20 protein-coding genes and 1 other RNA gene are annotated in these 25206 nt (G+C 59.3%); 11 read left to right on the top strand and 10 right to left on the bottom strand.

Annotated features, from left to right (window positions below; all coding sequences use genetic code 11):
- The first annotated feature begins 77 nt into the window (after positions 1-77).
- The 6 genes from UIA24_RS09695 (at position 78) to UIA24_RS09670 (ending at position 9755) form a co-directional block, all read left to right on the top strand.
- Complete coding sequence (locus UIA24_RS09695; protein WP_330522761.1) at positions 78-1997, top strand: type I restriction-modification system subunit M; 1920 nt, start codon at positions 78-80, stop codon at positions 1995-1997.
- Positions 1994-3331, top strand: a complete 1338-nt coding sequence (locus UIA24_RS09690) for a restriction endonuclease subunit S (protein ID WP_330522760.1) — start codon at positions 1994-1996, stop codon at positions 3329-3331. The genes UIA24_RS09695 and UIA24_RS09690 overlap by 4 nt, the downstream gene beginning before the upstream one ends.
- Entirely contained in the window at positions 3328-4275 is a 948-nt protein-coding gene (locus UIA24_RS09685; protein ID WP_330522759.1) for a GIY-YIG nuclease family protein, read from the top strand. The genes UIA24_RS09690 and UIA24_RS09685 overlap by 4 nt, the downstream gene beginning before the upstream one ends.
- A 390-nt stretch (positions 4276-4665) precedes the next feature.
- Positions 4666-5331, top strand: coding sequence for a PIN domain-containing protein (locus UIA24_RS09680; protein WP_330522758.1), 666 nt, complete (start codon positions 4666-4668; stop codon positions 5329-5331).
- Positions 5332-5385: 54 nt separating this feature from the next.
- Positions 5386-8568 carry a type I restriction endonuclease subunit R gene (locus UIA24_RS09675; RefSeq protein ID WP_330522757.1) on the top strand — a complete coding sequence of 1061 codons (3183 nt, stop codon included), beginning with the start codon at positions 5386-5388 and terminating at the stop codon, positions 8566-8568.
- Between the two features lie 11 nt (positions 8569-8579).
- Complete coding sequence (locus UIA24_RS09670) at positions 8580-9755, top strand: PDDEXK-like family protein (RefSeq protein ID WP_330522756.1); 1176 nt, start codon at positions 8580-8582, stop codon at positions 9753-9755.
- Here the strand turns inward: UIA24_RS09670 and UIA24_RS09665 are convergent.
- The 7 genes from UIA24_RS09665 to UIA24_RS09635 form a co-directional block, all read right to left on the bottom strand.
- Positions 9745-10029, bottom strand: coding sequence for an Arm DNA-binding domain-containing protein (locus UIA24_RS09665; protein ID WP_330522755.1), 285 nt, complete (start codon positions 10027-10029; stop codon positions 9745-9747). The two genes, UIA24_RS09670 and UIA24_RS09665, sit on opposite strands and share 11 nt — an antisense overlap.
- A 172-nt stretch (positions 10030-10201) precedes the next feature.
- Positions 10202-10593, bottom strand: a transfer-messenger RNA (tmRNA) gene (gene ssrA / locus UIA24_RS09660).
- Positions 10594-10717: 124 nt separating this feature from the next.
- Entirely contained in the window at positions 10718-13528 is a 2811-nt protein-coding gene (locus UIA24_RS09655) for an FAD-binding and (Fe-S)-binding domain-containing protein (protein WP_330522754.1), read from the bottom strand.
- Positions 13525-14196 (bottom strand): LutC/YkgG family protein, encoded by a 672-nt coding sequence (locus UIA24_RS09650; RefSeq protein WP_099775849.1) that lies wholly within the window; start codon positions 14194-14196, stop codon positions 13525-13527. The genes UIA24_RS09655 and UIA24_RS09650 overlap by 4 nt, the downstream gene beginning before the upstream one ends.
- Positions 14196-15650, bottom strand: a complete 1455-nt coding sequence (locus UIA24_RS09645; protein WP_065758240.1) for a LutB/LldF family L-lactate oxidation iron-sulfur protein — start codon at positions 15648-15650, stop codon at positions 14196-14198. The genes UIA24_RS09650 and UIA24_RS09645 overlap by 1 nt, the downstream gene beginning before the upstream one ends.
- On the bottom strand, positions 15647-16471 hold the full coding sequence (locus UIA24_RS09640; protein WP_065758241.1) for a (Fe-S)-binding protein: 825 nt from the start codon (positions 16469-16471) through the stop codon (positions 15647-15649). The genes UIA24_RS09645 and UIA24_RS09640 overlap by 4 nt, the downstream gene beginning before the upstream one ends.
- A 150-nt stretch (positions 16472-16621) precedes the next feature.
- Positions 16622-18310, bottom strand: a complete 1689-nt coding sequence (locus UIA24_RS09635; RefSeq protein WP_065758242.1) for a lactate permease LctP family transporter — start codon at positions 18308-18310, stop codon at positions 16622-16624.
- Between the two features lie 254 nt (positions 18311-18564).
- On the opposite strand from UIA24_RS09635, the gene UIA24_RS09630 reads away from it, so the two are divergent.
- Positions 18565-19332 carry a GntR family transcriptional regulator gene (locus UIA24_RS09630; protein ID WP_330522753.1) on the top strand — a complete coding sequence of 256 codons (768 nt, stop codon included), beginning with the start codon at positions 18565-18567 and terminating at the stop codon, positions 19330-19332.
- Positions 19333-19405: 73 nt separating this feature from the next.
- Here the strand turns inward: UIA24_RS09630 and smpB are convergent, their stop codons facing one another.
- Positions 19406-19888 carry an SsrA-binding protein SmpB gene (smpB, locus tag UIA24_RS09625; RefSeq protein WP_065758244.1) on the bottom strand — a complete coding sequence of 161 codons (483 nt, stop codon included), beginning with the start codon at positions 19886-19888 and terminating at the stop codon, positions 19406-19408.
- A 114-nt stretch (positions 19889-20002) separates the two neighbouring features.
- On the opposite strand from smpB, the gene UIA24_RS09620 reads away from it, so the two are divergent.
- From UIA24_RS09620 to UIA24_RS09610, 3 genes are read left to right on the top strand one after another with little or no spacing between them, the layout of a single operon-like run.
- Positions 20003-21406 (top strand): sodium-dependent transporter, encoded by a 1404-nt coding sequence (locus UIA24_RS09620; protein ID WP_065758245.1) that lies wholly within the window; start codon positions 20003-20005, stop codon positions 21404-21406.
- A gap of 7 nt (positions 21407-21413) precedes the next feature.
- Positions 21414-21848 carry a type II toxin-antitoxin system RatA family toxin gene (locus UIA24_RS09615; protein ID WP_065758246.1) on the top strand — a complete coding sequence of 145 codons (435 nt, stop codon included), beginning with the start codon at positions 21414-21416 and terminating at the stop codon, positions 21846-21848.
- A complete protein-coding gene (locus UIA24_RS09610) occupies positions 21841-22158 on the top strand; it encodes an RnfH family protein (protein ID WP_065758247.1) in 318 nt (105 codons plus the stop codon). Before UIA24_RS09615 ends, UIA24_RS09610 begins: the two co-directional genes overlap by 8 nt.
- Before the next feature lie 52 nt (positions 22159-22210).
- Here UIA24_RS09610 and UIA24_RS09605 read toward each other — a convergent pair whose 3' ends face one another.
- Positions 22211-22732, bottom strand: a complete 522-nt coding sequence (locus UIA24_RS09605; RefSeq protein ID WP_065758248.1) for an outer membrane protein assembly factor BamE — start codon at positions 22730-22732, stop codon at positions 22211-22213.
- A 97-nt stretch (positions 22733-22829) separates the two neighbouring features.
- Between UIA24_RS09605 and fur the strand changes: the two genes are divergently transcribed.
- Positions 22830-23234, top strand: coding sequence for a ferric iron uptake transcriptional regulator (fur, locus tag UIA24_RS09600; protein ID WP_065758249.1), 405 nt, complete (start codon positions 22830-22832; stop codon positions 23232-23234).
- Between the two features lie 74 nt (positions 23235-23308).
- Here fur and recN read toward each other — a convergent pair whose 3' ends face one another.
- Complete coding sequence (gene recN / locus UIA24_RS09595) at positions 23309-24982, bottom strand: DNA repair protein RecN (RefSeq protein ID WP_099775844.1); 1674 nt, start codon at positions 24980-24982, stop codon at positions 23309-23311.
- Between the last annotated feature and the right edge of the window lie 224 nt (positions 24983-25206).

Raw genomic sequence — 25206 nt, 5'->3', positions numbered from 1 at the left:
GGTGTGGCATTGATCACATATACCTCACAGGGATGCGGCGAGCACGCCCTCCCTGCTTTTGTGTAAGGAACGTGCGCGTGAACCAGCAGACCCTGGCCCCCTTCATCTGGAATATCGCAGATCTGCTTCTGGGAGCCTTCAAGCCCTCCGAGTACGGCCGCATCATCCTGCCGTTCACCGTGCTGCGTCGTCTGGAATGTGTGCTGGAACCCACCCGCGGCAAGGTACGCAGCCAGTATGAGGCGATGAAGGCCAGTGGCGTGGATATGGACCTGATCTTGCCGACCACGGCCGGCGCAACCTTCTACAACGTCTCGCAGTTTTCCCTGGACAGCGTGGGCTCCACCAGCACCCGCGCTAACCTGGAAGACTACATCGCCAAGTTCTCCGCCAACGCCCGCCAAGTGTTCGAGCACTTTGCCTTTGACCGGTGGTTGGAGAAGCTGGAGAAAGCCAACCTGCTGTATCTGGTCACGCAGAAGTTTGCAGCAGTCGATTTGCACCCGGACAGGATCAGCAATCACGAAATGGGGCTCGTCTTCGAGCACCTGATCCGCAAGTTTGCCGAGTCATCCAACGATGATGCCGGGCAGTACTTTACCCCGCGCGATGTGGTGCGCCTGGCCACCACCCTGGTGTTTGCGCCGGATCATCAGGCACTCAACGGCGATGGTGTGGTGCGCACCGTGTACGACTGCGCCGCCGGCACGGGCGGCTTTCTGTCTTCGGCCATCGAGCAGGTCTATGAGTGGAACCCCAATGCCCGCCTGGTGCCCTACGCTCAGGAGCTAAACCCGGAAACCTACGCCATCTCCGTGGCGGACAAGCTGATTCAGGGCTACGACACCCGTAACATCAAGCTCGGCAACACCCTGTCCGACGATCACCTGCCCCATGAGCAGTTCGACTACTGCCTGGCCAACCCGCCGTTCGGCGTGAAGTGGGAGAACGTCCAGAAGCAGGTGCAGGCCGAGCACAGCCAGCAAGGCTTCGCCGGCCGCTTCGGCGCTGGCCTGCCTCGCGTGGGCGATGGTTCGCTGCTGTTCCTTATGCACCTGCTGTCCAAGCGTAAACCGCTGGAGTTGGGCGGCAGCCGCATCGGCATCGTGCTGTCCGGCTCGCCGCTGTTCAACGGTAGTGCTGGTTCGGGCGAGTCGGAGATTCGCCGCTGGATTCTGGAGAACGACTGGCTGGAGGCAATCATCGCCCTGCCAAACGACCTGTTCTACAACACCGGCATCGGTACCTATATCTGGGTGCTGTCCAACCACAAAGATGCACTGCGCAAGGGTAAGGTGCAACTGATCGATGCCAGCGCCATGCACGCCCCCATGCGCAAGAGCTTGGGCAGCAAGCGCAAGTATCTGTCGGACGAACAGATTGCCGAGATCGCCAAGTTACACGATGCGTTCGAGGAGGGCCCGAACTCGAAGATCTTCGCCACCACCGACTTCGGCTACCGCCGCATTGCCGTTGAGCGCCCGCTGCGTCTGCGTTTCTCCGTTACCCCAGAGAAGCTCGCCGCGTACCGCGACACCAAGGGCGCTGACCAGGTCGAAGCCTTCGCCGATGTGCAGGGCGAGTTCGACAACCTGCCGGCCTTCCTCAAGGCCGCTGGCATCAAGAAGCTTGGCAAGGGCGCGCTGAAAGCTGCGCTGAGCTGCTTTGGCGAGCGCAACGTCAATGCCCAGCCGGTGCTGGACGACAAGGGCAACCTGCAGGCCGACATTGATCTGCGCGAGTTCGAGAATGTGCCGCTCAACCAGAGCATCGACGCCTACTTCGCCCGCGAAGTGCTGCCCCATGTGCCGGATGCCTGGATCGACACCGGCAAGACCGATGCGAAGGACGGCCAGGTCGGTATCGTCGGCTACGAGATCAACTTCAACCGCTACTTCTACGTCTATCAGCCACCGCGCGCACTTGCTGAGATCGATGCCGACCTCAAGGCCGTGGAGGCCGAGATTGCCGCGCTGCTGGGTGAGGTCACGGCATGAGCTATTACAAGCCGTATCCGGCCTACAAGGACTCCGGGGTGGAGTGGTTGGGAAAGGTACCGGAGCATTGGCAGTTGCGCAGGCTTAAGCATATGGCCCGCTTTTCCGGCGGCGGTACTCCTGCCCGTGACAACCCGGAGTTCTGGAATGGAGATATTCCTTGGGTGTCGCCCAAGGATATGAAGTCTGAGTTCATCACAGGGGCCGAAGAGTGCATCACTGCAGCAGGATTGTCAGGCAGCACTTCCTCGATGGTTCCGGCAGAGCGAGTGCTTATGGTCGTGCGCTCGGGAATTCTGAAACACACCATCCCAGTTGCTATTAACTCTGTTCCTGTTGCGCTGAATCAGGACATGAAAGCAATCTGGTTGGACGCTGACTATCTCTCCTCACCGTTCTTCATGCGCTGGGTGCAGGGTCTGAATGATGATCTGTTGAAGGCCTGGCTAAAGCAGGGTGCTACGGTTGAAAGCATCGAGCAGGATTATCTTTCCGATACGCTGATGCCAGTGCCGTCCGTGAGCGAGCGTGAGCAGATTGTGCGATACCTCGACCGCGAAACTGCCCGTATCGACGCGCTGATTGAAAAGAAAACCCGCTTTATCGAACTGCTGCGCGAAAAGCGCCAGGCGCTGATCACCCATGCCGTCACCAAGGGCCTAGATCCGAACGTGAAGATGAACGATTCTGGCGTCGAGTGGCTGGGGGAGGTGCCGGAGCATTGGGAGGTTCGCTCCGTTTCCTCCGTGAGCACCAAGATCACAAACGGTTATGTTGGGCCAACCAGAGACATCTTGGTTGAGGAGGGCGTGCGCTACCTTCAGTCACTTCACATCAAGGGCAATCAGATTAAGTTTGATGTCCCTTATTTTGTGACGGAGGCGTGGAGCTACCAGCACCGGAAGTCCATTCTCGAGACCGGAGATGTCCTGATTGTGCAGACCGGTGATATTGGCCAGGTCACGGTCGTAACCGATGAGTTTGCTGGGTGCAATTGCCACGCTCTCATTATCGTTGCGCCTGAGCGAAGCATCATTGCGGGAGAGTGGATGTCGTGGGTTTTCAATTCCAGCTATGGCTATCACACGCTGCTATCCATCCAGACCGGCGCTATGCACCCGCATCTGAACTGCGGCAACGTCAAAGATGTGTTGCTCCCGGTGCCGCCACTCAGTGAGCAGCGCGAGATCATGCAGCGCATTGAGCATGAGGAGCGGAGAGTGGCTGCTTTGGCTGGCAAAACTGAGCGCAGTATCGAGCTTCTAAAAGAGCGCCGCTCCGCCCTGATCACCGCCGCCGTTACCGGCCAGATCGACCTGCGGGAGGCCGTATGAGCCAGGGTCGCAGCCTGCGACTGTTTCTGGTGGATGGCACGCCCAATGGCCTGCTCACCGCCGAGATTATGAACTGGACCGGCCATGTGCTGACCGGCCCACGTTCCAGGCTGGCCGAACTGGTGCAGCGCCCTGAGTGCGCACGCACCGGTGTGTACTTTCTGGTCGGGCCTGACCCTGACAATAGTCTGCGCTCGAAGGTGTATATCGGCGAGTCGGACGATGTGGCCAAGCGTCTGAAGAGTCATAACCGCCCGGAGGACGCTGGCGGCAAGGACTTCTGGGAGCGTGTCTGCCTGGTCACCAGCAAGGACCAGAACCTGACCAAGGCCCACGTGAAGTACCTGGAAAGCCTGCTGATTGGCATCGCCGGCAATCTGGGCCGCTGCGAGCTGGTCAACGGCACCGCGCATGAGTACGTCAGCCTGCCCGAATCCGACCGCGCCGATATGGCCTTCTTCCTGGAGCAGATCCGCACCGTGCTGCCGGTGTTGGGCTTCGACTTCCTGCGTGAGCTGACCAAGCCTTCCGCACCGGCTGCTGCCGGCTCTGCCGAGCCGGTCAGCCGATCCCCGAGCTTCATCCTGGAGGTGCCGCGCTACCGCCTCAGCGCCCAGGGCCAAGAAATCGACGGCGAGTTCTTCGTACTCAAAGGCTCCAAGGCCCGCGCCGAATGGGTCGGCACCGAGCGCGGCTATCAGGGCCTATTCAAGCAACTGGTCGACGAAGGCGTACTGGTCGCTGATGGCGACGAACACCTGACCTTCAGCGACGACTACGCCTTCAGTAGCCCCAGTGCGGCAGCGGCCGTGGTCTGCGGCCGTGCTGCGAATGGGCGTACATCTTGGGTGGTCGAGGGTATAGGGCAGACGTATGCCGCTTGGCAGGATTCGCAGTTGAATAGCCTGGTATCTGGAGCAAGCAGTCCATCAAGTGATGACTGACCACGGAGCGCAGGAGGCGTTATGAGTGAGCCTTTGTTGAGTAAGGCTGCTGAGCTGGAGTTTCAGAAGTCTTGTTATGGCAAGTGTGCCGCGATTAAGCGCAGTGAACTGAGGCCTCTATTGGCTCAGTGAGCGCCTAGGCCTGAAGTGCTTGAAGGACAAAGGGCAAGTTCGTTTCAAGTCCACTGTGCAACCGGCCAAGCCTGACTTGCGGTTCAAGAAGGGCGTCTCGGAGTTTTTTAAGCGAGGCTTGAAGCGTCCATCGCAAGACACCTCCACTGCGGAGAAGAAAAAACCGTTGCCCAAACGGGTTGATATGCTGGATTCCTGGGCTCGGCTTCCCGGCAGCTACGGAGCGGGCAAGAGAAATTGATCAATGTGGATGATGAAATGACGCAGCATCTGATCCTGGTGGACTACGAGAACATCGGCAAGATCGACCTGTCGCTGCTTGATGCTTCCTATAGGGCGATCATCTTTGTGGGGGCCAAGCAGAACACGCCCAAGGCTTCGCGCAAGCCGACCACTGCGCATCGCTTTTCACGTGTGGACTTCCAGAAGATTGAGGGTGTGGGTAAGAACGCGCTGGATTTTCATATTGCCTTTCAGTTGGGGCGCACCTTTGAGACCGCGCCGGAAACGCAATGCATCGTCCTTTCCAAGGATAAGGGCTTCGACCCGCTGCTGGCCTACCTGAACAAGAACGGCTTGGCGTGCCAACGCATTGCTGCGCTTGAAGAATTGTTCTCTGAAGAGTCGCCTGAACCAAAGGCTCTTGCACCTGAGAATGCTTGCAAGCTCTGCGGCAAGGCTAGTTGCGTGGAGCACTTGGGTGGCCAGTGGTGCAGCCATTGCGGCCATTTCTCCAGCTCGCCGGATCCAGAGCAGATGCCGTCGCGCCAGGCGAAGTATCGCGATAAGAAAAAAGACAGTTACAGCTATGAACCGCTGATGGGCACCTGTGCCTGGTGCCACCAGCGTACCGACATGAGTGGCGGCATCTACGACGACGGTGAGTGGATGTGTCCGGGCTGTATCAGCGCTTACGCCCGATAGACAGTATTTGATGTGCCGTTCCCAGGGATGGCCGAGAAGTTTAAGGATAAAACCATGAGCCACATCCACCACGAATGCGAACTGGAACGCCATATCGTCGAGCAGCTTGAAGCTGCTGGCTGGCAGGTTGGCAAGTCCGCCGACTATGACCAGGGGCGGGCGCTTTTCCCCGAGGATGTGCTGGGTTGGTTGGAGGAAAGCCAACCAGCAGCCATGGACAAGCTTCGAGCCATGAACGGTGCTGGCACTCGCGATTTGTTGCTGGATCGGCTGGTCAAACAGCTGGAAAATAAGGTCGAGGGCGGCACGGTGAATGTGCTGCGCTATGGCTTTGCCGTGGCGGGTGGCGGAACTCTGGCTATGAGCCAGGCGCTACCAGAAGACGAACGTAACGATACGGTGATCGCCCGCTATGCGGCCAACCGTCTACGCGTGGTGCCGCAGCTGCGCTACTCGCTGGACAAGGCCGACGAGATCGATCTGGCCTTCTTCATCAACGGCATTCCGGTCGCTACGGTGGAGCTGAAGACTGACTTCACCCAGTCGGTGCAGGCTGCCATGCAGCAGTACCGCATGGATCGCCGACCTGAGCGCAAGAGCGGCGGCCTGGAGCCGCTGCTGACCTTCAAGCGTGGCGCGGTGGTGCACTTCGCCATGAGCGACAGCGACATCCGCATGACCACCAAACTGGCGGGAGACTCGACCTTCTTCCTGCCGTTCAACCGTGGCAACGATGGCGCTGCTGGCAACCCGCCGGGCGAGAATGGCCATTACCCGGTGAGCTACTTCTGGGAGCGGGTGCTACATAAGGACAACTGGCTGCACATCTTCCATCGCTTCGTGCTGCAGGAGCGCAAGGAAGCCCAGGACGTCAACGGCAAAACCTATTTCAAGGAAGGCCTGATCTTCCCTCGCTTCCACCAGTGGGAAGGCGTGACCAAGATGATCGACGCGGTGCGGGTAGAAGGGGCAGGGCAGCCGTACCTGATTCAGCACAGCGCCGGCTCTGGTAAGACCAATACTATCGCTTGGACCGCGCATTCGCTGATTCGTGTGCGCCGTCCGGACGGTGAGCCGTATTTCCACAGTGTGATCGTGGTGACCGATCGCCAGGTGCTGGACCAGCAGCTACAGGACGCCATCCAGCAGATCGAGCACCAGGCCGGGGTGGTCTGTGCCATCGACCGCCAACAGTCGAATCTGCCCAAGAGCCAACAGTTGGCCAAGGCTATGCTCGATGGCGTGCCGATCATCGTCTGTACCCTGCAGACCTTTCCCTATGCGCAGAAGGCCATTCTCGGCGAGCAGAGCCTGCGTAACCGCCGCTTCGCCATCATCATTGACGAGGCGCACAGCTCCACTGGAGGTAGCACGGCGGATGACCTGCGCTATGTGCTGACCGGGCAGAGCGAGGCGGAGTGGGAAAAACTCTCCAAGGCGGAGCGGTTGTCCGTGTGGCAGAGCTCGCGCTCGCGTCCAGGCAATGCCAGCTACTTCGCCTTCACCGCCACGCCCAAACATTCGACGCTAAGCCTGTTCGGCCGCCCGCGCAACCCGGCGCAGCCCGTCAGCACCGACAACCCGCCGGCACCGTTCCACCTCTACACCATGCAGCAGGCCATCGACGAAGGCTTCATCCTTGATGTGCTGAAGAACTACACCAGCTACGAGGTGGCGTTCAAAATTGGCAGCGAGATGGTCGATGACAAGCGCGTGGATGAGAAGAGCGCCGGGCGCAAACTGGCCAAGTGGCTGTCGCTCAACCCGGTGAACGTGGGGCAGAAGGTCGAGCTGATCGTCGAGCACTTCCGCAAGAACGTCGCGCACCTGCTCGGTGGTCAGGCCAAGGCCATGGTAGTGACCAGCTCGCGTGCGGCAGCGGTGAAGTACCACCTGGCGCTGGAGGATTACTGCAAGCGCAAGGGCTACGACAACGTGCAGGCCATGGTGGCCTTCTCTGGCGAGGTGCCTAATTCGGATGTACAAGCGCCCAGCCTGCCGGCGGATCACCAGTTCAGTGAAACCAACCTGAACCCCGGCCTGCATGGCCGCGACATGCGCAAGGTGTTCGACACACCAGACTACCGGGTGATGATTGTCGCCAACAAGTACCAGACAGGCTTTGACCAGCCGAAGCTGGTGGCCATGTACCTGGACAAGAAGATATCCGGTGTGGAGGCGGTGCAGACACTCTCGCGCCTGAACCGTACCTTCCCCGGTAAGGACAAGACCTTCGTCATCGACTTCGCCAACAAGGCAGAAGAAATCCTGTCGTCGTTCAAGACCTTCTACCGTGATGCCCAGGTGGCGGACATCCAGGATCCGAACATCGTCTACGACATTAAGCAGCGCCTGGATGGCATGTTCATCTATGAGCAGGTTGAGGTGGAGGCTTTTGGTGATGCCATCGTCGATCCGAAGGTGACGCACCAGAAGCTGTTCTTGCTCACACAGTCAGCCACCGACCGCTTCAATGGAAAATTGAAAACGCTCAACGATGCCATCGACCAGTGGGACAAAGCCTGGGAGAAGGCCCATGACGAGGGCAGCGACAAAGACATGGATTACGCCGACGTGCAGCGTTCGGAGTATTGCAAGGCACGCGACGAGCTGATGATCTTCAGCGAGAGCTTGACCAAGTTCGTGCGCAGCTATGAGTACATCGCTCAACTCATCGACTTTGGCGATCCGAGCCTGGAGGCCTTTGCCAGCTATGCGCGCCTACTGCGTAAACGGCTCAAAGGAATCACTGCCGAACAGGTGGATCTGGGCGACCTCAAACTCAGCCACTATAAGATCAAGAAGGGTAGCAACCTCAGTGGCGTCGCCGTGCAGGCTGAAACACCTGGCCTCTACGGTATGACCGATAACGGCCTGCGCGACGCCCGCGACCGAGAAAAAAGATACCTCGTCGAACTGATTGAGAAGCTCAACAACGCATTTGGCAAGGACATTACCGACACTGACCAAGTGGCCCTCGCCGTACACGTTTCCGAGAAACTGCGCGCCGACAGCGTAGTGATGGCCCAAGTGCAGAACAACACCATGGAGCAGGCTATGAAGGCCGACCTGCCCACGAAAGCGATTTCTGCCATCGCCGCAGCCATGAGCAGCCACACTAGCATGGCGACCAAGTTGCTGAGCGATGAGTCGACGCGAGATGTGTTCTTGACGGTAGTGTATGAGCTGTTGAAAAGGGGTGTAGGGGCAGCGTTGCTGCAAGGGGCCCGCCAATGAACTCTCCGGCGATGGTTGAAGCCCTGATGCAAGATCCGGCATTTGCGGAACTGGCTGATTTTACTCACCAGTTTGAGCCTTTCAGGGCAATGGGTATTCATAGCAAGGAACTGGTGCATTCCCGCATCCTGGCGACGTTTCTGAATCGCGCCGGTCGCCACAACTTGGGGCCCGATTTTCTCAATCGATTCGTTATGGCGCTGGTGCAGCAGCAAACACGACTGTTTTCTGGCGACGCATTGGATTTAGGGGCGTTATTAGAAGTCGTTAAACCGAATGTGCACTCTCAGGTCTACCGAGAGTTGAATTGCATTGATCTGGTAGTCGTCTTTCCTGCTCATCAACTGGTCATTGGTATTGAAAACAAGGTAGATGCCGGTGAGCAGGAGAAGCAGGTTGCCCGCTACCAAGCGACGCTACGCGAACGATTTCCAAGTTATAGGCAGGCACTAGTCTTCTTGAGCCCAAATGGGCGAGCCCCAAAGACCGCCAATGTTCAGGACAGCGTACCGGTGTACTGCATGGATTATGGGCAAATTGCTGAGATATGCAGGGCCTGCAAATGTGCACCTGGGTTGTCTGCAAACGCTGCTGTTTTCATTGACCAGTTTGTAAACCATATCGAGATACACATGACAGGAAGTACTCGAACGCAAGCGTTGTGCTGGGAGCTATTTAGCAAGAACGAGGCAGCCTACAAAGAGATCGTTAGGCAACATGACAGCTGCATTGAGCGCAAGGTGGTGGATGCATTTTCCGATTTGGAGAAGCGTCTAGGCAAGGAGCCAGTTCTGGGCGTTGATCCAGGCCAGATTCAAGTTGAGCATGAGCGATCCAAAGACGATAAGGCCGTCATCTTCTACTCTCTGCACATCCGGATGTTGAATTGGCCTGCTGGGGTTTGGGTAAAAATCTACAAGCACAACTGGTTGGGTGTTTTCCCATTCATCCGAGAGTCGGATCTTGCCGCTTTTGCGGGGGACTTTCTCTTACCTCTTTCTGCTGAGTCAGCCAAGCATTGGCCGGGGGTACGTTATGTGTCTTCAAGGTCAGGGTTGGACGAGGCTCGCAGGGTTTTGACTGATGGCAATGACTTCACCCAAGACGATCTAGATATCGCATTGGGAGTTGCATCAATGTATGTGCAGGAAATCAATGCCGTCTTGCAGGGTGTAACTACTCGCTGAGCTGAGCCCAAAAAGCAGGGGGCGGTGCAGCGAAGGCGCTTGGCCACCTAAACAGGATACGAGCATCGTTACGTTTGCGCCGGGACTCCTGCAAGCCAACCTCTGGGTAAACGCCAAGCGCAAGGCGCTTTTCCTTTCCCAGAAAGCGGTATTTCAAGCGCCAGTAACGGCCTCCGTTGGGCTGCACTTCCAGGTACAAACCTTGTTCGTCGTACAGCCGGTACGGCTTGTCCTGGGGGTTGGCGTTGCGGCAGTTGGTGTCTTTCAAAGGCACTGGGGGCTCATCCTCTCCGAGCGAGCTGATGAGCGTTTTATGCCCCCATACATGCCCCGTCAACCGTGGGACGCCCTGGGATTAGGTGGGAAAACGCGGGCAATAAAAAAGCCGTAAAGCTTTGATTTCTCTAGGCTTTACGGCTTTTCTGGGTCTTCCTGGGAAGACAAATTGGTGGAGCCGGGGGGATTTGAACCCCCGTCCGCCAGTACTCCGCTGTCGGTACTACATGCTTAGCCGTGTCTATTAAGTTAACCCTCAGCGGCCCGACGGGCAGGGTGCATTGGGCGAGTTGTGTAAGTTTTAGCCACTTCGTCCACAACGTACTACGCGGCGATCCTGTTCTGTATGACAATCACTTCGGGTTTACAGGCATCCCCTGGTGATTGCTGGAGCCGAAGCTACCAGAAGAGCGGGCTCAGCTGCTTACGCAGCGAGAGCGTAGCCCTCGTAGGTTTCGTCATTGGCAACTATAGAAAGTTGCAACAGTGGATTTACGAGTTCTGTTACCAACTCGGCATGCACCTAGAGTTTCGCTACCGGCGTCGAATCCTAATCGGCCCCATTTGCTGTTCTAGCTGGAACGCTTTCTAGGCGTTCACAGCGGAGTATACGCTTTCGCTGGGGTAACGTCGACTGTCTGCTGGAACCATGGATCGCCGGCCAGGCTGGCGATCCATGGTTGCACTCAGATAGCCCGAGCCCGTGTCACCCGGTCCACCAGGTAAACCAGGCCGTGGTAGTCGATGCCGCCATGGTTGGACAGCCCGATTTCACAGGTGCGGCTGGTGGAGATCCCTTCGCTGCAATGCTGCACCGCATCCTTCAGGCTGCGCAGTGAGTGGGCATTGAGTTCCGGTGTGGTAAAGCCTTTGTCGCCAGCGAAACCACAGCAGTGAATGCCTTCCGGAATCACCACCTGCGTGCTGCAGCGCCGCGCCAGGTCGATCAACGCCTGGCTTTCGCCCAGGTGCTGGGTGCTGCAGGTCACGTGGACGGCAATCGGTTCGTCCTGCGGGGTGAACTCCAGTTTGTCGACCAGGTGGGTGCGTATGAAGCGCACAGGGTCGTACAGGTCCAGCCGTGTGTCGGCCAGGTCCTGAACCAGGCGCAGGGTGCAGGGGCTGGTGTCGCAGTAGATAGGGTCGAGCCCGCCGCGGCTGGCATGCAGTAGCGCGCTGATGAGTTCCTGGCGTTTGTGCTCGGCCTGCTCGGCGTAGCCCTTTGAGGCAAAAGGCTGGCCGCAGCAGAGGCCGTCCTGATTCTCGGGGAAGACCACCTGGTAACCGGCCTTTTCCAGCAGCGCGCGGGTTTTGTCCAGCAGTGAGGTCTGCTCACGGTCGCCCGCGGCTGGGCCCATGACCCGCGAAACACAGGCGGCTAGGTACACCACGCGGGGGCGGGCATCGTGGCTGCTCGGGCTGAAGCGCATGGCCTTGAGCGGCTGCGGCATGGCTGCCGTCCATTGCGGTATACGGCCCTTGCTGAGCTCGCTCAGTGTATTGCTGATACGGGCCAGGCGCGGTGCGCCGAGCAGCTTGCGTGCGGTATCGGCGGCCATCAGGGTCAGGCGGGCTCCGCTGAGCGCCGAGTGGAAGTGCTCGGCCAGCCAGTCCGCGATTTTTACATGCTGTGCGGCCTGGCCGCGAAGTTTCTTCACCAGTTCGCCAGTGTTGATGCCTACCGGGCAACGCTGTGCACACAGGCCGGTAGCGGCACAGGTATCGATGCCTTGGTACTGGTAGTCGCGCTCCAGTTCTCGGGTATCAATGCCGGCGCGCTTCTTGGCCTGGATGTCACGCCACATGACGATGCGTTGCCGTGGGCTGAGAGTCAGCCCCTTGGATGGGCAGACCGGCTCGCAGAACCCGCACTCGATGCACTTGTCGACGATTTCGTCGGCCGCCGGCAACGGCTTGAGGTTCTTCAGGTGGATCTGTGGGTCTTGGCTGAGCACTACATCCGGGTTGAGGATGCCGTTGGGGTCAAGCAGGCGCTTGAGCGACCACATCAGTTGGTAGGCGTCCTCGCCCCATTCCAGCTCGACGAACGGTGCCATGTTGCGCCCGGTGCCGTGCTCGGCCTTCAGCGAGCCGCCGAACTCGACGGCCACCAGGTGCGCCACGTCGTCCATGAACGCCTGGTAGCGTGCGACTTCCTCGGCGCTGTTGAAGCCTTGGGTGAAGACGAAGTGCAGGTTGCCTTCCAGTGCATGGCCAAACAGGATCGCTTCGTCGTAGTGGTGTTTGTCGAACAGGGCGATCAGGCGGTTCACGCCGATAGCCAGTTGTTCCACCGGGAAGGTCACGTCTTCGATGATTACCGTTGTGCCGGTTTTGCGCACGGCGCCGACGGCCGGGAAGGTGTCTTTACGAATAGCCCAGAGTTTGGCGTTTTCCTTGGCGTCTTCGGTGAAGTCCACCTGCTTTTCCACCGGAAACGGTGCCAGCGAGGCCATGATCTGTGCCAGTTGCTCATGCAGCAGTGCCTGGCTGGCAGCACGCGACTCGATCAGCAGCGCGCAAGCGCTTTCCGACAGTTGCTGGACGAAGGCAGGCATTCCCGGCTTGTCTTGCACTGAACGCAGGCTGCGACGGTCAAGCAGTTCGGCGGCTGAAACGGGCTGGCTCTTCAGGACGCTGACGGCGGTGCAGCAGGTCTCCACATCCGGGAAGACGATCAGAGCCGAAGCCTTGTGCGGGTGGTCGATGACAGTGTCGTAGGTGACCGCACTGATGAAGCCCAAGGTACCCTCGGAGCCGACCATCAGGTGGGAGAGGATATCCAGCGGTTGGTCGTAGTCGATCAGGGCATTGAGCGAGAGACCAGTAGTGTTCTTCAGGCGGTATTTGTGGCGGATTTTCGCAGCCAGTTCGGTGTTGGCGCGTGTCTCGCGGCCAAGCCGGGCGAGTTCGTCCAGCAGTGCGGCGTGGCTCTGCTCGAAGGCGCGGACGCTGGCTGGATCTTCACTGTCCAGGCGCGTGCCATCGGCCAGCACCAGGCGCATGCCGGCCAGCGTGTGGTAGGTGTTCTGGGCGGTGCCACAGCACATGCCGCTGGCGTTGTTGGCGACGATACCGCCTATCTTGCAGGCGTTGATCGAGGCCGGGTCAGGGCCGATCTTGCGCCCGAAGGGGGCCAGCCAGGCATTTGCCTGCGCGCCAATCACGCCGGGTTGCAGGCGGATCTGCTGGCCCTGGGTACGGATTTCGCGCCCGTTCCAGTTGTCGCCCAGGACGATCAGCACCGAGTCGCTGATGGCTTGCCCGGACAGGCTGGTGCCCGCCGCTCGGAAGGTCACCGGCACGTGGTCACGTTGAGCCAGTTTGAGCAGGGCGACCACTTCATCCTCAGACTCGACACGAATCACCAGCTTGGGGATCAGCCGATAGAAACTGGCGTCGGTACCGAAGGCTAACGTTGAGGTTGGATCATCGAAGCGGCGGTCCTTGGGGATCAGCCGCTGAACGTCGTGCAGAAACGTGGCAGGCAGGCTCATTGGTCCTCCAGAATCAGCACCACCAGGTCTTTCGGGCCGTGGGCGCCGTAGGCCAGTACCTGCTCGATGTCGGCTGTTTTCGAGGGGCCGGAGATCAGCAGGGCGTTGGTCGGCATGCCGGCGGCCCAGGAAAACTTCTGTTGGACCTCGTAGAAGTTGTCATGGATTTCGCTGGCCTTGAGCAGGGCGAAATGCACCGGTGGCACCAGGCTCATCAAGCGTGGTTCCTGCGGGGTTGGCCAGACGATCAGGCTGCCAGTCGCGGCGATCGCACCCAGGGTGCCGGTGAGGCTGGCCGGGGTGTCATTGAACAGCTCGGCCTTCCACTCTTCCACGGGCCGGTCGTAGGCCTTGAGTGGCGGCAGGTCACCGCATTGCTGCCAGTAGGCCGACAGCTGCTGGCCGTGAGCCGTGGCCGGGGCGATCAGCAGGCTTGGCAACTGGCGCTCGCGCATCAGTTGCGCCACACGCTGCGGCCAATCGGCAGCGGTCGTCAGGTGGATTTCGGTATGCACCGCTTCCATCAACTTGCGCAGTTGGGCAATCCGTTGCTCGGGAGCATAGCGCCAAGGTTCGGTGACCAGCGCTTCATCGAAATTGTCGGCCAGCGGTGTGGTGCCGCTGAGGCTTTTGCGCAGTTTGGCGAGGATGTTCTGTTTTGCGCTCATCAGTGCTTGTCCTGCTTGGCCAGGTGTTCACGCGCCAGCTCATGCAGCGAGCGGGCAGCCGGTTTCGGGGCGCTGTGGTTCTGTGTCCAGGGGCCGACGTTGTTCGGCACCCACTGGCGCAAGCGGGTGGCGAAGAAACCGAACAGGCGGTAAAGCCCAGGCGATGTATTCAGGCGAACCCAGAAGTTCCAGATCATCCGTTCCTTGCGTGAATACTTGCTGCCTTGGCCACGCATGACTTGATGCGGGCTGTCCGGGGCTTTCACGTTTTCTTCGCGCAAGCGGCGCAGCAGGGCCGGAATCGGGATCTTCACCGGGCAGACTTCACCACAGGCACCGCACAGCGATGACGCGCTCGGGTGGTCTGGAACCTTGGCCAGGCCGACCATGTGAGGGGTGATGATCTTGCCGATAGGGCCGGGGTAGACCTCACCGTAGGTGTGGCCACCAATGCGGGTGTAGACCGGGCAATGGTTCATGCAGGCGCCACAGCGGATGCAGTTCAGGGTCTGGCGCAGCTCGCTGTCGGCGAAGGCCTGGCTGCGGCCGTTGTCGAGCAGCACCAGGTGGACTTCCTGTGGGCCGTCGAGCTCTTCTGCCTTGCGTGGGCCGGAGATCATGTTGACGTAGGTGGTGATCGGCTGGCCAAGCGCGGAGCGGGTCAGCAACGACAGCAGCGGCACCACATCGCGCAGGTTCTCGACCACTTTCTCGATGCCGGTCACGGCAATATGCACCGGCGGCACGGTGGTGGACATGCGCCCGTTGCCTTCGTTCTCTACCAGCAGCAAGGTGCCGGTTTCGGCAACAGCGAAGTTCACCCCGGAGACGCCGACATCAGCCTCGAAGAACTTCTCACGCAGTACCCGGCGGCCGATCTGAATAAGTTGGTCAACGTCCTTGGTGTACTCCACGCCAAGTTTGTCGTGGAACAAGGACGCGACCTGGCCGGCATTCTTATGGATTGCCGGCATAATTATATGAGAAGGCTTCTCGTGGTCGAGCTGGACGATGAACTCGCCCATGTCCGATTCCAGGCATTCAATACCCTGTTCAGCGAGGACATGGTTCATCTCCATTTCTTCGCTGACCATCGATTTGCCCTTGATCACTTGCCGGGCCTCGTGAGCCCGGATGATCGAGAGGACGATGCCATTGGCTTCGTCCACCGTTTCCGCCCAGTGTACCTTCACACCGTTGCGAGTCAGGTTCTGCTCAAGCTGCTCGAGCAAGTCGGGCAGCTTGGATAATGCACGAGCGCGAATGGCGTTACCCAGTGCGCGCAGATGCTCACGTTCATGAGCATCACTGAAGGCCACGGCCCGCTTGGTCATCAGCGAGTCCATGGCACTGCGGAAGTTGTTCCGCAGTTGTTGATCGCCCAGGGCCTTGTGAGCCCGAGCGCGAAAATCGTCCTGCACCTCGACGGTCGGAATCAGCGATGGCGTGCTCATTGACCACCCCCGGTACGTTGCCAGAGGAAGCTGGCCAAGTGTTGACCGCGCAGCGCTTCACGCTGTTTTTCCAGGGCGCCGTTGATGTTCATCAGGCAACCGCAGTCGGCGCTCACCACCTGGTGGGCACCGGAGTCTTTCAGGGCGCGGGTCTTGTCTGCGACCATTGCACCGCTAATGTCTGGCATACGGACGCTGAAGGTGCCGCCAAAGCCACAACATTCGCTTTCATGGTCGTGTTCGACCCGTTCCACATTACCCAGTTGTGCCAGCAGCGCACGACCGTGTACATGGGTGTTCATTTCCCGGCGTGCCGAGCATGAGGTATGCAGCGCCACTTTGACCGGATTACCGCTGTCTTGCAGTTGCACCTTGCACACATGCAGGAGGAATTCGGCCAGCTCATAGGTACGCGCCGCGAGCGCCTTGACCTGTTGCAGCGTGGCAGGTTCGTCGTGGAACAGGTCCGCATAGTGTTCGCGAATCATCCCCGCACACGAGCCCGACGGGACGACCACCGGATAATCGCCGGCAAACAGCGCCAGTTGTGCCCTGGCCACTTCCCGGGCCTGCTCGGTGTAACCGCTGGTGTAAGCCGGTTGACCACAGCAGCTCTGGCCTTGGGGGTACTCGACACGAATGCCCTCACGCTCCAGCAGGCGGATCGCGTCCATGCCCGCTTCCGGGTAGAACAGATCGACCACACAGGTACCGAACAGGTAGACCTTCGCGGGTTTGTGTTGTGGGTATTCCCGTGGTTGGGGCAGTGGCGGTGCGACGCGGGTGGCGTTAGGCACGGCGTTGTAAAACAGGTCGCTCATCAGGCGTGTCTCCGGGTGGGCCCGGTTATCCATCCTGCGTGCTGCCGGCACTTTATCCAGCGAAGCTTTCGGCAACCTTGCAGGCGGGGTTGTTGAACAACTGGCGCGAGCGTGCCCGCGCCAGGTTTATTGCATCAAGCGTAACGTGAATCAGTGCACCAGCATGCCGGTCAGCCAGTACGCCTGGATCAGGGTGATCAGGCCGACGATGGTGGCAAAGAACAGGCTGTGCTTAAGCGTGAAGCGGAACAGGTCCGACTCTTTGCCGACCAGGCCGGTGGCGGCGCAGGCGACAGCGATGGACTGTGGCGAAATCATCTTGCCGGTAACGCCGCCGCTGGTGTTGGCCGCAACCAGCAGGGTGTCGTTGACCCCGATCTGGTGTGCGGTGGTGGCTTGCAGCGAGCTGAACAGCGCGTTGGACGAGGTGTCCGAACCGGTCAGGAACACGCCCAGCCAACCCAGGAACGGCGAGAAGAACGGGAACGCAGCGCCTGTACCGGCCAGCACCAGAGCCATCGTCGAGGACATGCCCGAGTAGTTGGTGACGAAGGCAAAGGCCAGCACCATGCCAATCGAAAGAATAGGCCAGCGCAGCTCGTAGAAGGTCTCTTTCAAAGTGGTCAGACCAGTTTTGACGTTGATCTTCAGTACCAGCATCGAGATCAGGGCAGAGAAGAAAATCGCCGTACCGGTGGCCGAGATCGGGTCAAGTTTGAACACCGCCGGGATCGCCGTTGGGTTGGCAACGATCGGTGCGCTCTTGATAACCAGTTGATCCAGGTGCGGGATGGCAAAGTTGAACACCCAGCTGTACATCGAGCCGCCAGCGGCGAACATCGCCTTGAACGGTTTCAGGGTCCAGATGGTGACCAGCACGGTGAGGATCAGGAACGGCGACCAGGCTTTGAAAATTTCACCCAGGCTGTAAGGCGACGGCTGGGTGGTGCGTGGCTGACCAAAGCCACCAGCGCTCTGAACGGCAGCCGCGCCCACGCTGGCGTTGGCTGTTGCGAACGAGCGCTTGGGCTGCCAGACCTTCAGGAACAGGGTCAGGGAGATCAGGCTGGCCAAGGCCGAGGTGATGTCCGGCAGTTCCGGGCCGATGAAGTTGGAGGTGAAGTACTGAGTGACGGCGAAGCTCAGGCCGGCGACCAGCGCTGCTGGCCAGGTCTCTTTGACGCCGCGCAGGCCGTCCATCATGAACACCAGCCAGAACGGTACGAACATCGACAGCAGTGGCAGTTGGCGACCGGTCATGGCGCCAATCTTGAACGCGTCGATGCCGGTGACTTGTCCGGCCACGATGATCGGGATGCCCAAGGCACCGAATGCTACTGGCGCGGTGTTGGCGATCAGGCACAGGCCGGCAGCGTAGAGCGGGTTGAAGCCCAGGCCTACCAGCAACGCTGCGGTGATGGCCACAGGCGCGCCGAAGCCGGCCGCACCCTCAAGGAACGCACCGAAGCAGAAGCCAATCAGCAGCACCTGCAGGCGTTGGTCGTCGGTAATCGACAACACCGAGCTGCGGATGACTTCGAACTGACCGCTCTTGACCGTCAATTTGTACAGGAAGACGGCGGCGACGATGATCCAGGCAATGGGCCACAGGCCATAGGCAAAGCCATAGCCGGCAGCGGCGAACGCCATGTCGGCAGGCATCTGGAACGCAAAGATCGCTACCAGGATCGACAACGCCAGGGTAATGCTGCCAGCGATGTGGCCTTTGAGGCGGAATACGGCCAGAGCCAGGAAGAAGAACACGATGGGGATGACTGCCGCCATAGCGGACAAGCCAAGACTGCCAAGCGGACTGTAGATCTGTTGCCAGGTTTGCATATGGGGTGGCCCCTAATTGTTGTTGGTCGTGCGCTGACGGTTGGTTAATTGGTAATACCAATTTACAATGTCGTGGCGCTAGGTTAAAAGCCGTGCCGGGGGTGTGTCAATTTGCCTCGGCGAAACTTTCGTATCAGGACGTAGGAAAAGACGCCTGAGTGGTCTGGAAAGATGCAAACTGATGGGTGTCGATCGGGTGTGGATACGCCAGAATAGGCGGCTCCGGAGGTGCCCGGGATAGTGGAGAGTACGTGATGGTTTTCGATCAGGTCCGCCAGCGCCGTTTGTCCGATGACATCGTCGAACGGCTTGAGGGGATGATTCTTGAAGGCACTTTGACTGCTGGCGAGCGATTGCCGGCCGAGCGGTTGCTGGCTGAGCAGTTTGGTGTTTCACGGCCGTCGTTGCGTGAAGCCATCCAGAAGCTGGTGGCCCGAGGCATGCTGGTGAGTCGCCAGGGTGGCGGTAACTACGTGGCTGAGTCGATGGGCTCGACGTTCAGTGATCCATTGTTACTGCTGCTTGAGAATAATCCTGAAGCGCAGCGTGATCTGCTTGAGTTCCGGCACACCCTGGAGGCCTCGTGTGCCTACTATGCGGCGATTCGTGCAACCGAGGTTGATCGCGAGCGACTGAAAGCCGCCTTCGATGCGCTTCAGGATTGCTACGCCCGTGCCGATGAAGTCAGCCGGGCCGAGGAGGGGGCTGCCGATGCGAGTTTTCACCTGGCGATTGCCGAGGCCAGCCACAATGCTGTTCTGCTGCATACCATTCGTGGGTTGTTCGACTTGCTCAAGCGCAACGTTGTGACCAACATTGGCGGTATGTACAAGCAGCGCAGCGAGACACGCGACATGCTGATTGCTCAGCACCGTGATTTGTATCTGGCGATTGTCGAGGGGCGTGCGCAAGATGCCCGTGAGGTGTCTAGCCGGCACATTCTGTATGTGCAGGAAGTCCTCGAAGAGGTGCGTCAGGAAGTGCAGCGTGTTGCCCGGGCCGAGCGCCGCAAAGGCCGCTAGCCAGCCGCTTTTCAGGGGCCGGCCATGCCGGTGCCAGGGTGTGGCGGGCGTTAGAGCGTGCCCGCCCTAGGCCTTAGTCTTCCCGGCCCTTGCTGCGCACTGCGCGCTGCAGTTCGCGGTCGGAATCACGCTCGCGCTGGGTATCGCGCTTGTCGTATTCCTTCTTGCCTTTACCTAGCGCAATTTCGCACTTGATCAAGTGCTTGCTCCAGTAGATCGACAAGGCGACGCAGGTGTAGCCCTTCTGCTGCACAGCCGCATGCAGGCGCTCGAGCTCGCGGCGGTTGAGCAGCAGTTTGCGGGTACGTGTCGGGTCGGCAATGACGTGGGTGCTGGCCGTGGTCAGTGGCGTGATATGGCTACCCATCAGCCATGCCTCGCCATCCTTGAGCACCACGTAGCTGTCCGTCAGGTGCGCCTTGCCGGCACGCAGACTCTTTACTTCCCAACCGGCCAGGACCAGACCGGCCTCGAACTTGTGCTCGATGAAGTAATCGTGTCGCGCCTTTTTATTCTGCGCGATGGTCCCTGTTGGGTGTTTCGTTTTTTTAGCCATAGGGGCGGCATTATAGGCAGTCGCTGCGCTGTCGGCTACGGGGTTGCGGTGCGCTTGAGCCGCCGGAGTGAATCCCGGACAATGCGCGCTCTTTTTTCTGAGTTGAGTGTGTCGATGTCGACGGACAAGGTTTCTGTCCATGGTGGCTGGGCCAGTCGCTGGGTATTCGTGCTGGCGGCGACAGGCGCAGCGGTAGGCCTGGGGAGCATCTGGAAATTCCCCTACATGGTCGGGGTTTACGGTGGGGGTGCCTTTGTCCTGGTTTTCCTTGCCTGCATCGCCTTGATCGGTATTCCGGTGATGCTGGCCGAAACCTTGATCGGACGGCGTACCCGGCAAAGCCCGGCCAATGCCTTGCGTGATCTGGCAGTTGAAACCGGTCACTCGCCGCGCTGGTCCTGGTGGGCCTTCGCCGGCATGCTTACCGCATTGTTGATTCTCTCGTTTTACAGCGTTGTGGGCGGGTGGTCGTTTGACTACATCCTCGACATGGGGCGGGGTGATTTTCAAGGTGTGACGGCCGACCAGGTGGGCGCCTACTTCAATGGTGTGATCAGTGATCCTTGGCGCCTGGTGCTCTGGCACAGCCTGTTCATGGCGCTGTCTGCGGTCGTGATCGCCAGGGGTGTTGTCGCCGGGCTGGAGCGCAGCCTGCGCATCATGATGCCGCTGCTGTTTCTGCTGCTGGTAATCCTGCTGGGCTACAGCCTGACCACCGGGCACTTCATGCAGGGCGTGCACTTCATGTTCGACTTCGATCCGTCGCGCCTGATGGATGGCCTGCTTCCAGCCATGGGGCATGCGTTCTTCTCGCTGAGTGTCGGTGTCGGTTCTCTGCTGATTTATGGCGCATACATGCCGAAGCAATCATCGATTGCCGGTACGATTGTGTCGGTGGCCCTGCTTGATACCTTTGTATCGTTGCTTGCCGGCCTGGCGTTGTTTCCAATTGTGTTTGCCGCCGGTTTGAACCCCAGCGAAGGGCCAGGGTTGATGTTTGTCGCGTTGCCATTCGCCTTCGGCAATGTGGCCTTCGGCCAGTTGATGGGCGTCGTATTCTTTGTTCTAGTGGCGGTGGCTGCCTGGAGCTCGGCAATTTCACTGCTTGAGCCAATGGTTGCCTACCTGGTTGAGCGTACGGGTGTGCGGCGTGGCTGGATCACCACGTGGCTGGCATTCAGTTGCTGGTTGGTGGGCCTGGGCACGGTGTTCTCGTTCAACGTCTGGCAGCAGGCAAAGTTCTTTGTGAGCGATGAAAGTGGCTTTCGGCTCTATGAATGGGGCGCCAAGGCCGGCCTGGACTTTTTCGGGGTGATCGACTTCTTTACCTCGCGCATCATGTTGCCGCTGGGTGGTTTGTGCTTTGTGATATTCGCGGGTTGGATCATGGGGCGTGAGGCGGTGCGCGAGGAATTGGCCATGCGCAGCCCGCTGCTGTTTGCTCTGACCTTCTTCTTGATGCGCTATGTGGCGCCCCTCGGCATTCTGATTGTGTTTGCCGCTCAGCTTTGGAAGTGACGCCTGGATGACTACCCATATTCAACGTTCGGCCCTGCTGCCTTACCCTGCCCAGGCGCTTTACGATCTGGTCAATGACGTGGCGCGTTACCCGGAGTTTCTGCCTTGGTGTTCTTCGAGCACGGTACTTGAGGCCAGTGATACGCAGATGCGCGCCAGCCTCGAGGTTGCCAAGGGTGGCATGAGCCAGCGCTTTGTGACGCGTAATGTGCTGGTGCCTGGGCAGTCGATCGAAATGAACCTGGAGGAAGGGCCGTTCAACCAGTTGCACGGTGTCTGGGTGTTCAAGGCATTGAACGAAAAGGCCTGCAAGATCAGCCTTGACCTGTCGTTCGACTATGCTGGTCCGCTGGTGCGGGCCACCTTGGGCCCACTCTTCAATCAGGCGGCCAATACCCTGGTTGATGCGTTCTGTCAGCGGGCAAAGCAACTCAATGGCTGAGACGATGCTTGAAATTGAAGTGGTCTATGCAACTGCCGAGCGTCAGTGGTTGCTGGCGTGCAGTGTTCCAGAAGGGACTTCGGTGAGCGAGGCGGTGCGCCTGTCCGGCATTGCCGAGCAGCTTGCAGGGGTCGACGTGAGCGAGTGCCCGTTGGGTATCTTTGGGCGTGTCGTGCCCAATCCGGCTGAGCGCCTGGTCGAGGCAGGGGAGCGTATCGAGTTGTACCGGCCGCTGCTGGTTGACCCTAAAGAGGTGCGCAAGCAGCGTGCAGCCAAGGTGGCTCGGGTGTTCAAAAAAGCCAAGCGCTAAAAACAACGGATATAAAAAAGCCCGGAATGATCCGGGCTTTTTTATGTGTGCCTTACTGCGGCGAGGTGTCCAGCGGCTGTTGCACGGGCACCGGGATAACTTCGATGGTATCCACGTCGCGTTGCAGCTTCTCTTCCAGCGAGCCGGCTTTGGCGGGCTTTTCTTTAGCCGCTTCGTTGCCGCGCGCCGGGCTGATGGTGGTATTGCCGTCGCTCCCCAGGATCTCCTGGTCACGGCTCACGCCTGGCATAAAGTCGCCGGACAGGTTGGCCAGTTGGTCGTTCTCGTTGAAGAAAACGCTCATGCGTTCCTGCTGGCGTTGGCCGCCACCAGGTTGCAGGCTGTACAGGTAGTCCCAGCGATTAGGGTGGAACGTGTCCTGAATCAGTGGATTGCCCATGATAAACCGCACTTGCCGGCGGGTCATTCCCGGGCGCAATTGGTCTATCATGTCTTGCGTTACGACATTGCCCTGCTGGATGTCGATTTTGTAAACCCCGGGGAATGAACAACCGGCGAGTGCGAGCAGTCCCACAAACGTGAGGCTGGTTAGCAAGAGCTTGGTGTTTTGCATCGGTGGGCGACTTCCACTATCTTGGCTGGACAACGTAAACCCCGATCATACCCGTATTAAGAGAAGCTGCGAAGCAGCATCGGCGAGAAAGCTGACCATGGTTGAAAATAGCGAACTACGCAAAGTCGGTCTCAAGGTGACCCTGCCTCGAGTCAAAATTCTACAGATGCTTGACTCGACCGAGCAGCGTCATATGAGCGCCGAGGACGTCTACAAAGCGTTGATGGAGGCAGGCGAGGACGTCGGCTTGGCCACTGTTTACCGGGTGCTGACCCAGTTCGAAGCGGCAGGCCTGGTGGTCCGTCATAACTTTGATGGTGGTCACGCGGTATTCGAGCTCGCTGATGGCGGCCACCACGACCACATGGTCAATGTGGAGTCCGGTGAAGTGATCGAGTTCTTCGACAGCGAGATCGAAAAGCGCCAGAGAGAAATTGTTGCCGAGCATGGCTTTGAGCTCGTGGATCACAATCTGGTGCTGTATGTGCGCAAGAAGCGTTAATCGTTTCCAGCATTAAGGCACGGCATAGAAGGCGACCCTGGGGTCGCCTTCGTGATTTTTGGTGAGTGGATATTTCAGGCCTTGCTGGTGACGACCATTTTGCGCGCGTGGGCCAGGGACTCTTTGGTCAGGTCAATGCCGCCGAGCATTCGTGCCACTTCCTCCACGCGCTCACGTTTGCTCAGGTTGGCGACCGCCGTGTGGGTAGCATCACTGTTGCGTACTTTGTGTACGAATAAATGATGATGGCCTTGGGCGGCGACTTGCGGCAGGTGGGTAACCGTAAGTACCTGGCCGCGCTCGCCCAGTCGGCGTAGCAGTTGGCCGACGATCTCGGCTGTCGGGCCGCCAATACCTACGTCGACTTCATCGAACACCAGTGTCGGGATGCGTGATGTTTGTGCGGTGATGACCTGAATCGCCAGGCTGATGCGCGACAACTCGCCCCCGGAGGCTACCTTGGCCAGCGCCTTGAGCGGTTGGCCGGGGTTGGCACTGACCAGCAGTTCGACCTGCTCCAACCCATGGGGCAGTAGTTCGTCACTGTTGCTGGCCTGCAGTGCAATGTTGAAACGCCCCCCGGGCATGCCCAGGCGCTGGATTTCTTGCTCCACGGCGCAGGCCAGGCTGTCCGCGGCCGCTCTGCGCAGCGTGCTGAGCTCACTGGCTTTTTCCTGGTAATGGCGGGCATAGGCGGCGAGTTCTTCGCTCAAGCGTTCGATGGCTTCATCACTGGCGTCGAGCGTTCCAAGCTCGCTGCTCAGCTTGCACTGCAACTGAGTCAGTTCAGTGGGATGAACCCGATGCTTGCGTGCCAGCGTATAGATGGTGTCGAGGCGTTCTTCCAGTTGTTGCAGGCGCGCTGGATCGGCATCGAAGTTGTCGAGGAAGCGATTGAGTTCGCCTACGGCTTCTTCGACCTGAATCTGCGCGCTGGCAATCAGGTTGGCAGCTTCGCCCAGTGCTTTGGGGGCATTGTGTACGGCGGTCAGGCGGTTGAGGCTGGCGGTCAGTGCGCTGAGTACATTGCCCGAATCGCTTTCGCTGCAATGGTCGATGACCTGGCGGCAAATGCCGAACAGGGCCTCTGCGTTGGTCAGGTTCTTGTGTTCCTGCTCCAGTTGCTCCAGCTCATCTTCTCCAAGGCCCAGGTTGTCCAGCTCTTCCAGTTGATAGCTCAACAACTGGTGACGAGCCTGCTGTTCTTCACTGGAATTGGACAGGCGCTCCAGTTCCTGGCGCGTTTGTCGCCAGCGCTGGGCCGCCAGTTGCACCTGGCGGGCGAGGTCGGTGGCGCCGGCGTATTCGTCAAGCAGGCGGCGATGGGTGTCGGATTTCAGCAGCGACTGATGTTCGTGTTGGCTGTGAATGTCGATCAGCAGTTCGCCCAGTGCCTTGAGGTCGCTCAGCGGGCAGGGGGTGCCGTTGATGTAGCCGCGGGTGCGCCCCTCGGCAGTGATGACGCGCCGCAGGATGCAGGGGCCGTCGGTGTCCAGGTCGCGCTCGGCCAGCCAGGCTCGAGCCTCGGGGATGTCGACCAGGTCGAAGGTGGCCAGGATGTCGGCTTTGTCTGCGCCTGGGCGTACCACGCCACTGTCGGCCCGGTCGCCGAGTGTCAGGCCCAAGGCGTCAAGCATGATCGACTTGCCGGCCCCGGTTTCGCCAGTGATGACGCTCATGCCACGGGACAGTTCGAGGTCCAGGTGTTCGACGATGGCGTAATTATGTACAGACAGATGCACCAGCATTGGGGCGGCTCCCAAGTGTTAAGTCTGGTTATTTATACAGTGTTTTCAAATCGGCTGACAATGCCTGGTTTTAGCTCTGTTTGCTTGAGTGAGGTGGCTTTTGATCGCGAGTGATCATAGCGCGGGTGTGCTTCTGCTGATTTCAGCCCTTGAACCTGCATTTTGCGACCCCATATAGGCGGCAGATGCGCGAGTTCAGCTCGCTGACAAAATTGAAAGGAGAG

The organism is Pseudomonas sp. AL 58 (genome assembly GCF_036348395.1).
Taxonomy (GTDB): Bacteria; Pseudomonadota; Gammaproteobacteria; order Pseudomonadales; family Pseudomonadaceae; genus Aquipseudomonas; species Aquipseudomonas defluvii.
This window is presented reverse-complemented; position numbering and strand designations above follow the sequence as displayed.